The following is a 13,293-nucleotide window of genomic DNA, read 5'->3' on the forward strand; positions in this document are numbered from 1 at the left end:
GGACAGGGGATCTGGGATCCCACAGCCCGTCAGCCCACGTACGCCCCGCTCGCCGTCAGCCGCAGCGCCGTGTCGATCAGCGGCACATGGCTGAACGCCTGCGGGAAGTTGCCCACCTGCCGCTGCAGCCGCGCGTCCCACTCCTCGGCCAGCAGGCCCAGGTCGTTGCGCAGGGACAGCAGGCGCTCGAAGAGCTGGCGGGCCTCGTCGACCCGGCCGATCATCGCCAGGTCGTCCGCCAGCCAGAACGAACACGCCAGGAACGCGCCCTCGTCGCCCTCCAGGCCGTCCACACCCGCGTTCTCACCCGAGGTGGGGTAGCGGAGCACGAAGCCGTCCTCGGTGGACAGCTCCCGCTGGATCGCCTCGATGGTGCCGATGACCCGCTTGTCGTCGGGCGGCAGGAACCCCATCTGCGGGATCAGCAGCAGGGACGCGTCCAGCTCCTTCGACCCGTAGGACTGGGTGAAGGTGTTGCGCTCCTTGTCGTAACCCCGTTCGCAGACGTCGCGGTGGATGTCGTCGCGCAGCTCACGCCACTTCTCCAGCGGGCCGTCCGTGTCGCCCGACTCGATCAGCTTGATCGTCCGGTCGACCGCGACCCAGGCCATCACCTTGGAGTGCACGAAGTGCCGGCGCGGACCGCGCACCTCCCAGATGCCCTCGTCCGGTTCGTCCCAGTGCTTCTCCAGGTACTCGATCAGCTTGAGCTGGAGCCCGGTCGCGTAGTCGTTACGGGTCAGCCCCGTCATGTGCGCGAGGTGCAGGGCCTCGGTGACCTCGCCGTACACATCGAGCTGGAGCTGGCCCGCCGCGCCGTTGCCGACGCGGACCGGGCCGGAGTTCTCGTAACCGGGCAGCCACTCCAGCTCGGCCTCGCCCAGCTCCCGCTCGCCCGCGATGCCGTACATGATCTGGAGGTTCTCGGGGTCGCCCGCGACCGCACGCAGCAGCCACTCGCGCCAGGCACGGGCCTCCTCGCGGTAGCCCGTGCGCAGCAGCGAGGAGAGGGTGATCGCGGCGTCGCGCAGCCAGGTGTAGCGGTAGTCCCAGTTGCGGGAGCCGCCGATGTCCTCCGGCAGGGAGGTGGTCGGCGCGGCGACGATGCCGCCGGTCGGCGCGTACGTCAGAGCCTTCAGGGTGATCAGCGAGCGGACCACGGCCTCGCGGTAGGGGCCGTGGTACGTGCACTGCTCGACCCACTCGCGCCAGAAGTCCGCGGTGGCCTCCAGCGAGCCCTCCGGGTCCGGGAGCGCGGGCGGCTCGTGGTGCGAGGGCTGCCAGCTGATGGTGAACGCGATCCGGTCCCCGGGGGCGACGGTGAAGTCGGAGTACGTCGTCAGGTTCTCGCCGTACGTCTCCGCAGGGGTGTCGTACCAGACCGAGTCGGGGCCGGCGACGGCCACCGTACGGCCGTCCACCTTGTGCACCCACGGGGTGACGCGCCCGTAGCTGAACCGCATCCGCAGCTCCGAGCGCATCGGCACCCGGCCGCTGATTCCCTCCACGATCCGGATCAGCTGGGGCGCGCCGTCGCGCGGCGGCATGAAATCGGTCACTCTGACCGTGCCGCGCGGCGTGTCCCATTCCGATTCCAGGATCAGTGAGTCCCCGCGGTAGCGGCGACGGTCCGCCGGCGCCGGTTCCGCGCCCTCCGCGCGGGCCGGTGCCAGGCGCCAGAAGCCGTGCTCCTCGGTGCCCAGCAGCCCCGCGAAGACGGCGTGTGAGTCGAAGCGGGGCAGGCACAGCCAGTCGGCCGTGCCGTCCCGGCAGACCAGGGCGGCGGTCTGCATGTCTCCGATGAGTGCGTAATCCTCGATGCGCCCGGCCACGTGCATCTCCAGTCGAACGGCCATGTCGCCCCGTGGGGCGCTTACTGCGGGTCAAGAGGTCGTTGCAAGGGGTTGATGTGGGGGACCTGCGAGCTCTTACCTCGCCCGGAGCGAGTGTCCGAGCAGGATACGACGCACCCGGGTGATCCGCGCGACGCACTTGACAACAGAGGTGAGCCGAACGGGTGGGGTGTGAGGGACGTGCGTGGATCCCGTGCCCCGGGAGTGGCCGGAAGCAGGCTCCTCTCGTCGCTGTTACCCTGGTAGCCCGTGGACGGTGGTCGTCAGCGAGAGCAGACGAGGCCCCCGAACCGCAGCGACGGCACCTCCGGATTCTTCCGGATGGGAATGCCGGTACGCACCTCACGATCGCGACCACGGGAGCCCCCTTTGGCTATGCAGCCCACATCCACGACGACCAAGCACATCTTCGTCACCGGGGGTGTCGCCTCTTCCCTCGGCAAGGGTCTGACTGCCTCCAGCCTCGGTGCCCTGCTCAAGGCGCGCGGCCTCCGGGTCACCATGCAGAAGCTCGACCCGTACCTGAACGTCGACCCGGGCACGATGAACCCCTTCCAGCACGGCGAGGTGTTCGTCACCAACGACGGCGCCGAGACCGACCTGGACATCGGCCACTACGAGCGCTTCCTGGACGTGGACCTCGACGGTTCCGCCAACGTCACCACCGGCCAGGTCTACTCGCAGGTCATCGCCAAGGAGCGGCGCGGCGAGTACCTCGGTGACACCGTGCAGGTCATCCCGCACATCACCAACGAGATCAAGCACCGCATCCGCCGCATGGCCACCGACGACGTCGACGTCGTCATCACCGAGGTCGGCGGCACGGTCGGCGACATCGAGTCGCTGCCGTTCCTGGAGACCGTCCGCCAGGTCCGCCACGAGGTCGGCCGGGACAACGTCTTCGTCGTGCATATCTCGCTGCTGCCCTACATCGGGCCGTCCGGCGAGCTCAAGACCAAGCCGACCCAGCACTCGGTGGCGGCGCTGCGCAACATCGGTATCCAGCCGGACGCCATCGTGCTCCGCGCCGACCGCGAGGTGCCGACCGCCATCAAGCGCAAGATCTCGCTGATGTGCGACGTCGACGAAGCCGCCGTGGTGGCCTGCCCGGACGCGAAGTCGATCTACGACATCCCGAAGGTGCTGCACTCCGAGGGCCTGGACGCCTACGTCGTGCGCAAGCTCGACCTGCCGTTCCGCGACGTCGACTGGACCACCTGGGGCGACCTGCTGGACCGCGTCCACAACCCCGACCACGAGGTCACCGTCGCGCTGGTCGGCAAGTACATCGACCTGCCCGACGCCTACCTCTCGGTCACCGAGGCCATCCGGGCGGGCGGCTTCGCCAACAAGGCCCGTGTCAAGGTCAAGTGGGTCGCGTCCGACGACTGCAAGACCCCGGCCGGAGCCAAGAACCAGCTCGGTGACGTCGACGCCATCTGCATCCCCGGCGGCTTCGGAGAGCGCGGCGTCATCGGCAAGGTCGGCGCCATCCAGTACGCCCGTGAGAACAAGGTGCCGCTGCTCGGCCTGTGCCTGGGCCTGCAGTGCATCGTGATCGAGGCGGCGCGCAACCTCGCCGGCATCCCCGACGCCAACTCCACCGAGTTCGACGCCGCCACCGCCCACCCCGTCATCTCGACGATGGAGGAGCAGCTGGCGTACGTCGAGGGCGCGGGCGACCTGGGCGGCACCATGCGCCTCGGCCTGTACCCGGCGAAGCTCGCCGAGGGCTCGCTGGTCCGTGAGGCCTACGACGACCAGCCGTACGTGGACGAGCGTCACCGTCACCGCTACGAGGTCAACAACGCCTACCGCGCCGAGCTGGAGAAGAAGGCCGGTCTGGTCTTCTCCGGCACCTCCCCGGACAACAAGCTCGTCGAGTACGTCGAGTACCCGCGCGAGGTCCACCCCTACCTGGTCGCCACGCAGGCGCACCCCGAGCTGCGCTCCCGCCCGACCCGCCCGCACCCGCTCTTCGCGGGCCTGGTGAAGGCGGCCGTCGCACGCAAGACGGGCGCCGAGCCGCGCAAGTAACGGCATCCCCGCAGGCGTTACGGTTGACCGGGGTACGCATCCTTCGAGGACGCGTACCCCGGTCACTGTTTTTTGTGGGAGGACGTAGATGGGTTTCCAGGACACGCCCGAGGAATGGCCGGTCACCGCGACCGAGACTCCGTTCCGGGGCAACAAGACCAGCGTCCGCACCGACGACGTGGAGATGCCCGACGGCACGGTCGCGCGCCGTGACTACCAGGTCCACCCCGGCTCGGTCGCCGTGCTCGCGCTCGACGACGAGGACCGCGTCCTCGTGCTGCGCCAGTACCGCCACCCGGTGCGTCACAAGCTGTGGGAGATTCCGGCCGGGCTCCTCGACGTCCCCGGCGAGAACCCGCTGCACGCCGCGCAGCGCGAGCTCTACGAGGAGGCGTACGTCAAGGCCGAGGACTGGCGCGTGCTGACCGACGTCTACACGACGCCCGGCGGCTGCGACGAAGCCGTACGGATCTTCCTCGCCCGGAACATCTCCGAGGCGGACGGGGAGCGCTTCGCCGTCTCCGAGGAGGAGGCCGACATGCAGCTCGCCCGGGTGCCACTCCAGGAACTCGTGCGGGGTGTCCTCGCCGGGGACCTGCACAACAACTGCCTGGTGGTGGGGGTGCTCTCGCTCGCGGCGGTGCTCGCGGGTGACGGAACCGACTCGCTGCGGCCCGCGGAGGCGCCCTGGCCCGCCCGGCCGTTCGAGGCCTGACGGGCCGTCGGGACCATCCGCACGGGGCGGCGCTCTCGCGACTCGTGCGGACACTCCCCGGTATCCCCCGATCGGAAAAGATGCTGATCCGATCGGGGGACCTCCCCGTCGCGCTCCACCCGGTTCGCTCACTCGCCTGAACTACGCTCTGAATGCCCTGACCGGAGTCCCGGCGGGCGACGCGTGCAGCGAAGTGGAGCGTGGCCCGTGACGGATCAGGCGGTGGACACCAGCGGCCCGGCCGAGGCAGCGGGGACCGAGGAGCCGGCCGCCGTCGAACCACCCCGATTCTTCGGTCGCGAGCGCGAGTTGAAGGAACTGCGGGCCGATATCGAACGGGCCGGACTGGACACCATGGCCGGTCGCAAGAGCGGCCGGGCCCGGGTCCTGCTGATCGCCGGACGCCCCGGTTCCGGCCGCAGCGCACTGGCCGGTGAACTCACCCGCCGGCTGCTCTGCACGGGCGACTACCCCGACGGAATGATCCGGGTCCGGCTCACCGAACCCGGCGGCACCCCCGTCCCCGCCGAACGCGCCGCGCGTGAACTGCTGCGCGGACTGGGCGTGGCCGGACCGCCCGGAGCGGACGCGGACGAACTCTCCGAGATGGTCCGCGAGGCGCTCGCCGTACGCCGCGTCCTGCTCCTGCTCGACGACGCCCCCGACGCGGAGCAGGTCGACCCGCTGCTCCCGGACAACCCGGACTGCCTCGTCATCGCCACCGCGCAGGGCCCGCTGACCGGCATCCCCGGCGTCCGGCCCTGCACCATCGGCGGTCTGGACGCCGGCTCCGCTGTCGCACTGCTCGCCCGTGCGATCGGCCAGGTGAGGATCACCGTCGACCCGTTGACGGCCGAGACGCTGGCGGAGGAGTGCGGTGGGCAGCCCGCCGCCCTGGTCATGCTCGGGGGCTGGCTGGCCACGCACCCGACGGCCTCGGTCGCCGATGTCACCAAGCAGCTGCGGGAGCTGCCGGACGACACCGAGCAGCCCACCGGCGCCCGCCCGCTGGCCCGTGCCTTCCGGCTGGTCCACGACTCCCTGCCGACGACCGCCGCCCGGATACTGCGTCTGCTCGCCCTCGCCCCGGCCGGGCTCGCCGACGCCCACACCGCCTCGGCGCTGGCCGGCTGCTCCGTCTCGGCCGCCCGGACCACCCTCGACGACTTCGTGCGGCTCGGGCTGCTGCGCAGCGACGGGGCCGAGCAGCCGCAGTACGAGGTGCCCGGCTGCCTCTCGGCGCTGCTGCGGGCGCTGCTGGAGGACCGGGACCGCCCGGCCGAGATCCAGCTCGCCCGGGCCCGGATGCTGGAGCGCACCGTGCGTCTGCTCCAGTCCTGCCGGGCGGTCACCGAACCGGAGGGCTCCCCGGCCCGGCGCAAACTGGCCGGGCTGCCGCGCTCGTTGCGGTTCCCGGCCCCCGAGGCTGCCGCCGCATGGCTGCGGAGCCGTCGGCCCGCGCTGCTCGCCTCCGCCCGGATCGCCGTCGAGGACGGTGAACTGGACACTCTGGCGCGGCGGTTGGTGGCCGCGCTGGTGCGGGCGCTGGCCGCGCACGAGGGCACCGAGGCGGCCGCCCCCGAGCTCTACGGACTGCACGGTCTGGTGCTGGCCGTCGCCGAGCGCCGCGATCTGCCCCGGGAGCGGGCGGCCGCCCTGCTCAACCTCGCCGATCTGGACGCCGGGACCGGCCGGACCCGGGAGGCGCTGGCCCGCTACCGGGCCGCACTGGACGCCGGACGGGCCGCGAAGGATCCGTACGCCACCGGCCGCGCCATGGAATCCGTAGGCGGCGCCTACGCGGAGCTGGGCGACTTCCACCGGGCCTCGGACTGGTACGGACGGGCGCTCGCCCAGCGGCTCACCCAGGGTGAGCGGGCCGACGAGGCGCGGCTCTACGGGCGGCTCGGCACCGTCCACACCTACGCCGGACGGTACGGCGAGGCGCTGCGGAACTGGCGGGCGGCGGCGGCCGGCTACCGCAGGCTCGGCGATCTGCCCGCGCAGGCGCGGGCTCTCAGCGAGGTCGCCCGGGTCCAGGAGTACGCGGGCCGTCCGCAGGAGTCGCTGCAGACGTGCCGTGAGGCCGTGCAGTGGGCGCGCCAGGCCAAGGACCTGCGCCTGCAGGCCGCCCTGGAGCTCCGGCTGGCCGACACCCTCGACCGCCTCGGTGACCCCGCAGCTGCGGGGCTGCACAGGGGTGCGGCCGAGAGATTGCTGGGCGAGGAGAGCGCAGCCTACGAAATCCGTAGTGCGGCGACAGAAAATTAATGCTTTGTAAGGCTAGACAGCGAGAACCCCTTCATTAGACTGGCTCTGCCGCGGGTGTTCGCGGTGTCTCCATTTACGCTGCGTCTGTCCGGGTATGTATAGCCATGCCCGGATAACCCTCTGAGTCAAGGACCGTGATCGACGTGAAGGTCGGCATCCCCCGCGAAGTCAAGAACAACGAGTTCCGCGTGGCGATCACGCCTGCCGGTGTGCACGAGCTCGTCCGCCACGGCCACCAGGTCGTCGTCGAGGAGAACGCAGGGGCCGGCTCCTCCATCACGGACGAGGAGTACGTCGCCGCCGGGGCGCAGATCCTGCCCACCGCCGACGAGGTCTGGGCCACCGCGGACCTGCTGCTGAAGGTCAAGGAGCCGGTCGCCGAGGAGTACCACCGGCTCCGCAAGGGCCAGACCCTCTTCACGTACCTGCACCTCGCCGCCTCCCGGGCGTGCACGGACGCGCTGCTGGAGTCCGGCACCACCGCCATCGCCTACGAGACCGTCGAGACCGCGAACCGCGCGCTGCCGCTGCTCGCCCCGATGTCCGAGGTCGCGGGCCGGCTGGCCCCGCAGGTCGGCGCGTACCACCTGATGCGTTCGGTCGGCGGCCGCGGTGTGCTGCCCGGCGGCGTCCCGGGCACGGCGGCGGGCAAGGCCGTCGTCATCGGCGGCGGCGTCTCCGGTTGGAACGCCACGCAGATCGCCGTCGGTCTCGGCTTCCACGTCACGCTGCTCGACAAGGACATCAACAAGCTCCGCGAGGCCGACAGGATCTTCGGTACGAAGGTGCAGACCGTCGTCTCCAACGCCTTCGAACTGGAGAAGGCCGTCATCGAGGCCGACCTCGTCGTCGGTGCCGTGTTGATCCCCGGCGCGAAGGCCCCGAAGCTGGTCACCAACGAGCTCGTCGCCAAGATGAAGCCCGGAAGTGTACTTGTCGACATTGCAATTGATCAGGGCGGTTGCTTCGAGGACTCGCACCCGACGACGCACGCCGAGCCGACCTTCATGGTTCACGACTCGGTCTTCTACTGCGTCGCGAACATGCCGGGCGCGGTCCCGAACACCTCCACGTACGCCCTCACCAACGCGACGCTGCCCTACATCGTGGAGCTCGCGAACCGCGGCTGGGCCGAGGCGCTGCGCCGGGACGCCGCGCTCGCCAAGGGCCTCAACACCCATGACGGGCAGGTCGTTTACCGCGAGGTGGCCGAGGCGCACGACCTCGACCACGTCGAACTGAGCACGCTTCTCGGCTGAGGGGGGCAACCCTTTCCGTCAACCTCGTGCGTCCGGCCGGACCTTGCCGAGCAAGGTCCGGCCGGACGTGTGCGGGGCCCTGTGAAGGCCCCGCGCAACTCGCCTCGAACGTAACCCTTTAACCGATTCGTGCCCCCGCGAAAAGTGCGCCCGAGGGGCTGCGTGCCCTTGACAGCGGGGTGTTCGATTGCCGACACAACGGGCCGGGTCCGGCGGATTGTGTTGCTGCGGACCGGTGACACGCCATAGAGTCGCCAATCGTCGGCATGGTGCCACGCTGACCTATCGATAAGTTTCCTGGTCACGTCCAAGGAGGTAAGACGACTTGTGAATGAGTCGACATTTACTCCCGGGGGTGTTCATCCAGGGATGCCGGCGCGGGGCCAGAGCCCGAACGGGCTGGAGGCTGTCGGCTCCGTCGCTGTCCGCACCTTCGCCACCCACCAGCACATGACGACAGCCCCCCAGATGATGGACGGCCTACACGTGAACGCCATGGCCGGCAACGAGAGTGGCCGGGACACCGCCCACTTCGCCGACTTCGACGAAGCGCCCCAGGGGCACTTCTACGACCCAGACGCCGAGTACGAGCCCGATCCGGAGTACGCGGCCACCCTCGCGCCCGACGCCGCCCGGCAGCGCCGTGAGCGGATCGGCCCGACCGGCCGGCCCCTGCCCTACTTCCCGATTCCGGGCCCGCTGACCGATCACGGTCCCGCGAAGATCATCGCGATGTGCAACCAGAAGGGCGGCGTCGGCAAGACCACGTCGACCATCAACCTGGGCGCCGCGCTCGCGGAGTACGGCCGGCGTGTCCTGCTCGTCGACTTCGACCCGCAGGGAGCCCTGTCGGTCGGCCTCGGCGTCAACCCGATGGAGCTCGACCTCACCGTCTACAACCTGCTCATGGAGCGGGGCATGGCGGCCGACGAGGTCCTCCTGAAGACCGCCGTGCCCAACATGGACCTGCTGCCGAGCAACATCGACCTGTCGGCCGCCGAGGTCCAGCTGGTCAGCGAGGTGGCCCGCGAGTCCACGCTGCAGCGCGCCCTGAAGCCGCTGATGGCCGACTACGACTACATCGTGATCGACTGTCAGCCCTCGCTCGGCCTGCTCACGGTGAACGCGCTGACCGCCGCGCACAAGGTGATAGTGCCGCTCGAGTGCGAGTTCTTCGCGCTGCGCGGTGTGGCGCTGCTCACCGAGACCATCGAGAAGGTCCAGGAGCGGCTCAACCCCGACCTGGAGCTCGACGGCATCCTCGCCACCATGTACGACTCCCGCACGGTGCACAGCCGTGAGGTCCTCGCACGGGTCGTCGAGGCGTTCGACGAGCACGTCTACCACACGGTCATCGGGCGTACGGTCCGCTTCCCGGAGACCACGGTCGCCGGTGAGCCCATCACCACGTACGCCTCCAACTCGGTCGGTGCCGCCGCCTATCGCCAGCTCGCCAGGGAGGTGCTCGCCCGGTGTCACGCCGAGTGAGTCTGCCCGGGGCCGACGAACTGTTCCGTACCACCGGGGGGATGGGGCTGCAGTCCTCGTCCCCCGCGGAGCGACGGCGCAAGGCGAACGGCGAGGCCCGGGTCCCGGCTCCGGCCGGCGAAGGGGATTCCGGGGCCGGCACGCAGGGGGAGGGCTCCGAGGCCTCCGCAGGCGCGGCCCCCTCCTCGCAGGAGGAGCACTCCGCGGCGGACACCGACGCCGGCGCCGGAGCCTCGCGCAGCCGCGGCGGTGAGAACGACCGTGTCGCGGTGGCCGCACAGGCCGGGCGTCGGCCGCAGCCGCCGTCCTCGCAGGAACCGGTGCCCGCCCCCGTCGTACAGCAGCAGCGCAGACGGGGCGGCGGACGCGGGGCGAACCGGCGGCCCAGCGGCCGGGAGCGCCACGACGAGAAGATCACGGTCTACGTCTCCGCCGAGGAGCTGATGGACCTCGAACACGCGCGGCTCGTGCTGCGCGGCGAGCACGGCCTGGCCGTCGACCGCGGACGCATCGTCCGTGAGGCCGTCGCCGTGGTTCTCGCGGACCTGGAGTCACGGGGCGACGCGAGCATCCTCGTACGGCGGCTGCGCGGCCGCTGAGCGGTGCGGCGCCGGTAGCCTGCCCGGAGGGCGGCCGTCGGCCGAGCGGTGCGGCCCGTCCCGTACCGTACTGTTCGGGCCGCCGCCGTCCGTTTCCCGTCGCACCCTGGATCTCCATGCCGACACCCGACCAGCCCGCCCGCACCTCCCGCCGCTCCCTGGGCCGCGGGCCGGGCGGTGGGCCCGTCCCCGGGGACGGGCCGGGCACGGACGGTCTCGCCGCGGATCCGGTGGTGGACGCAGCCCCGGCGGTGGGGCCCGGCGCCTCGGATCCCGCCCCTGCTGCGGCCCCCACTCCTGCTCCCGCCCCCGCCCCCGCCCCCGCCCCTGCTCCCGCCCCCGGCGACGGGCGTTTCACCGTCCGGCTGGCGAACTTCGAGGGGCCCTTCGATCTCCTGCTCCAGCTCATCTCGAAGCACAAGCTGGATGTGACCGAAGTCGCCCTGTCGAAGGTGACCGACGAGTTCATGGCCCACATCCGGGCCATGGGTCCGGACTGGGACCTCGACCAGACCACCGAGTTCCTCGTCGTCGCCGCGACCCTCCTCGATCTGAAGGCCGCCCGGCTGCTGCCTGCCGCCGAGGTGGAGGACGAGGGCGACCTGGCGCTCCTGGAGGCCAGGGACCTGCTGTTCGCGAGGCTGCTGCAGTACCGCGCGTACAAGCGCATCGCCGAGATCTTCAGCGCCCGCCTCGAATCGGAGGGCCGGCGCTATCCCCGTACCGTCGGCCTGGAACCGCACCACGCCGAACTGCTGCCCGACGTCGTCATCAGCATCGGCGCCGAGGGCTTCGCACGACTCGCCGTGAAGGCGATGCAGCCGAAGCTCAAGCCGCAGGTCTACGTCGACCACATCCACGCCCCCCTGGTCAGCGTCCGCGAGCAGGCCGGGATCGTGGTGGCGCGGGTGCGCGAGGCGGGGGAGCTCAGCTTCCGGGTGCTCACCGAGGACGCCCCGGACACCCTCACCGTCGTCGCGCGGTTTCTCGCCCTGCTGGAGCTCTACCGGGAGAAGGCCGTCGCCCTGGACCAGGACGAGGCGCTCGGCGAGCTCATGGTGCGCTGGGTGGGGGAGCGGGGGGCCGAGCCCGTCGTGACGGACGAGTTCGACCAGGAGACACCGGACGTGCAGGACGTGCAGGACGAGCGGCAGGATGTGAAGGCATGAGCGAGCAGGACGTCACCGGTCCCACCGTCGTGGCGGACCTCGATCTGAAGCCCGCGCTGGAGGCCGTCCTCATGGTCGTCGACGAGCCGGCCACCGAGGAGCACCTGGCCAAGGTGCTGGAGCGGCCCCGGCGGGCCGTCGCGGACGCGCTGCGGGAACTGGCCGACGAGTACACCGTGCAGCGCCGCGGTTTCGACCTCAGGCTGGTCGCGGGCGGCTGGCGCTTCTACACGCGCCCGGAGTACGCGCCGGCGGTCGAGGGCTTCGTCCTGGACGGCCAGCACGCCCGTCTCACGCAGGCGGCGCTGGAGACCCTCGCGGTGGTCGCGTACCGCCAACCGGTGAGCCGGTCGAGGGTCTCCGCGGTGCGCGGCGTGAACTGTGACGGGGTCATGCGGACCCTGCTCCAGAGGGGTCTGGTAGAGGAAGCGGGCGCGGAACCCGAAACAGGTGCGATCCTGTACAGGACGACGAACTACTTTCTGGAGCGAATGGGCCTGCGTGGCCTGGACGAGCTCCCGGAGCTCGCGCCCTTCCTCCCCGAGGCGGACGCGATCGAGGCTGAGACGCTAGAGGGTGTGCCGTCGTTCGATCCGGACGCACCGGACACCCCGGATACTCACGCACACGACAAGACGGAATTTTGATGCGAAGCAGTGGCAGGAACAGCGGCAGCAGCGGCGCCGGCGGCAGGAGTGGCGGCAACAGCGGCGGCGGCGCCAGGAGCGGCGGCAGCGGCGGCGGCAGGAGCAGCAGGAACAACTCCGGCACGGGCAGGAACAGCAACCCGAACGCCCGGACCCCCGGCTCCGGGCGCGACGACAATCAGGAGCAGCGCCCCCGCCGCCCCCGCCCCGAGGAGCGCCGCTACGACGTCGGCAACGACAAGCCGGGCGGCGACGGCGGCACCCGCAAGGGCCGCGGCGAGTCCGCCCGCGGCGGTGCCAAGGGCGGCCCGAAGGCGGCGTCGGCCGGGTCCAGGGGTGGCGGCCGGCGTGCCCCGTACGGCTCCCCCGCCCGCTCGCGCGAGCTCGACGCCAAGATCGAGCAGCGCAACCGCGACAGGTACGCGGACAAGCCCGAGATCAAGACGCCCAAGACCCACCCGGGCGCCGAGCAGGAGGGCGAGCGGCTGCAGAAGATCCTCGCCCGGGCCGGCATGGGCTCGCGCCGCGCGTGCGAGGAGCTCATCGAGCAGTCCCGCGTCGAGGTGAACGGCGAGATCGTCGTCGAGCAGGGCATGCGCGTCGACGTGAACCACGACGAGATCAAGGTGGACGGCCTGACCGTCGCCACCCAGTCGCACCTCTTCTTCGCGCTGAACAAGCCGGCCGGCGTCGTCTCCTCCATGGAGGACCCGGACGGCCGTCAGTGCCTCGGCGACTACGTCACCAACCGTGAGACGCGTCTCTTCCACGTCGGCCGGCTGGACACCGAGACCGAGGGCATCATCATGCTCACCAACCACGGCGAGCTGGCCCACCGTCTCACCCACCCCAAGTACGGCGTGAAGAAGACCTACCTCGCCGCCATCCAGGGCCCGCTCCCGCGCGACCTGGGCAAGCGGCTCAAGGACGGCATCCAGCTGGAGGACGGGTACGCCCGCGCCGACCACTTCCGTGTCGTCGAGAACACCGGCAAGAACTACCTCGTCGAGGTGACTCTCCACGAGGGCCGCAAGCACATCGTCCGCCGGATGCTGGCCGAGGCCGGCTTCCCCGTCGAGCGGCTCGTGCGCACGTCCTTCGGGCCGATCCCGCTGGGCGACCAGAAGTCGGGCTGGCTGCGCCGGCTCACCAACACCGAAGTGGGCATGCTGATGCGCGAGGTCGGTCTGTAGACCACCCCGCAGGGTCCGCAGGTTCTGCGGACCGTACCGCTCACGGCCCGCGGCCGGTTCTG

General features: G+C 71.0%; 10 protein-coding genes. 9 read left to right on the forward strand and 1 reads right to left on the reverse strand.

Annotated elements, in window-relative coordinates; translation table 11 throughout:
* Window positions 1-29 precede the first annotated feature (29 nt).
* Window positions 30-1,832 carry a glycoside hydrolase family 15 protein gene (locus ACIBJG_RS23870; protein WP_399310477.1) on the reverse strand — a complete coding sequence of 601 codons (1,803 nt, stop codon included), beginning with the start codon at window positions 1,830-1,832 and terminating at the stop codon, window positions 30-32.
* 396 nt (window positions 1,833-2,228) lie between these two features.
* Between ACIBJG_RS23870 and ACIBJG_RS23875 the strand changes: the two genes are divergently transcribed.
* The 9 genes from ACIBJG_RS23875 to ACIBJG_RS23915 all read left to right on the forward strand — a co-directional run bounded on the left by ACIBJG_RS23875 (window position 2,229) and on the right by ACIBJG_RS23915 (window position 13,231).
* Entirely contained in the window at window positions 2,229-3,890 is a 1,662-nt protein-coding gene (locus ACIBJG_RS23875; protein ID WP_399310216.1) for a CTP synthase, read from the forward strand.
* An 88-nt stretch (window positions 3,891-3,978) separates the two neighbouring features.
* Window positions 3,979-4,605, forward strand: coding sequence for an NUDIX domain-containing protein (locus ACIBJG_RS23880; RefSeq protein WP_399310218.1), 627 nt, complete (start codon window positions 3,979-3,981; stop codon window positions 4,603-4,605).
* Window positions 4,606-4,812: 207 nt separating this feature from the next.
* Window positions 4,813-6,876, forward strand: coding sequence for a tetratricopeptide repeat protein (locus tag ACIBJG_RS23885; protein ID WP_399310219.1), 2,064 nt, complete (start codon window positions 4,813-4,815; stop codon window positions 6,874-6,876).
* Between the two features lie 143 nt (window positions 6,877-7,019).
* Window positions 7,020-8,135: an alanine dehydrogenase gene (gene ald / locus ACIBJG_RS23890; RefSeq protein WP_399310478.1), complete on the forward strand. Its 1,116-nt coding sequence runs from the start codon at window positions 7,020-7,022 to the stop codon at window positions 8,133-8,135.
* 369 nt (window positions 8,136-8,504) lie between these two features.
* On the forward strand, window positions 8,505-9,623 hold the full coding sequence (locus tag ACIBJG_RS23895; RefSeq protein ID WP_399310221.1) for a ParA family protein: 1,119 nt from the start codon (window positions 8,505-8,507) through the stop codon (window positions 9,621-9,623).
* The gene (locus ACIBJG_RS23900; protein ID WP_399310481.1) at window positions 9,620-10,222 is read left to right on the forward strand and encodes a hypothetical protein; all 603 of its coding nucleotides are present in this window, start codon (window positions 9,620-9,622) and stop codon (window positions 10,220-10,222) included. The genes ACIBJG_RS23895 and ACIBJG_RS23900 overlap by 4 nt, the downstream gene beginning before the upstream one ends.
* 116 nt (window positions 10,223-10,338) lie before the next feature.
* Window positions 10,339-11,391, forward strand: coding sequence for a segregation and condensation protein A (locus tag ACIBJG_RS23905; RefSeq protein ID WP_399310222.1), 1,053 nt, complete (start codon window positions 10,339-10,341; stop codon window positions 11,389-11,391).
* The gene (gene scpB, locus ACIBJG_RS23910; RefSeq protein ID WP_399310223.1) at window positions 11,388-12,038 is read left to right on the forward strand and encodes an SMC-Scp complex subunit ScpB; all 651 of its coding nucleotides are present in this window, start codon (window positions 11,388-11,390) and stop codon (window positions 12,036-12,038) included. The genes ACIBJG_RS23905 and scpB overlap by 4 nt, the downstream gene beginning before the upstream one ends.
* Window positions 12,038-13,231 carry a pseudouridine synthase gene (locus tag ACIBJG_RS23915; protein ID WP_399310225.1) on the forward strand — a complete coding sequence of 398 codons (1,194 nt, stop codon included), beginning with the start codon at window positions 12,038-12,040 and terminating at the stop codon, window positions 13,229-13,231. Before scpB ends, ACIBJG_RS23915 begins: the two co-directional genes overlap by 1 nt.
* The last annotated feature ends 62 nt before the right edge of the window (window positions 13,232-13,293 follow it).

This window comes from Streptomyces sp. NPDC050422 (genome assembly GCF_044458665.1).
Classification (GTDB): Bacteria; Actinomycetota; Actinomycetes; order Streptomycetales; family Streptomycetaceae; genus Streptomyces.

Bases quoted from the DNA above. Each gene is read 5' to 3' on its own strand.
- ACIBJG_RS23875 (WP_399310216.1), top strand. From the start codon at position 2,229: ATGCAGCCCACATCCACGACGACCAAGCACATCTTCGTCACCGGGGGT.
- scpB (WP_399310223.1), top strand. From the start codon at position 11,388: ATGAGCGAGCAGGACGTCACCGGTCCCACCGTCGTGGCGGACCTCGAT.
- ACIBJG_RS23895 (WP_399310221.1), top strand. From the start codon at position 8,505: ATGCCGGCGCGGGGCCAGAGCCCGAACGGGCTGGAGGCTGTCGGCTCC.
- ACIBJG_RS23915 (WP_399310225.1), top strand. From the start codon at position 12,038: ATGCGAAGCAGTGGCAGGAACAGCGGCAGCAGCGGCGCCGGCGGCAGG.
- ACIBJG_RS23880 (WP_399310218.1), top strand. From the start codon at position 3,979: ATGGGTTTCCAGGACACGCCCGAGGAATGGCCGGTCACCGCGACCGAG.
- ACIBJG_RS23905 (WP_399310222.1), top strand. From the start codon at position 10,339: ATGCCGACACCCGACCAGCCCGCCCGCACCTCCCGCCGCTCCCTGGGC.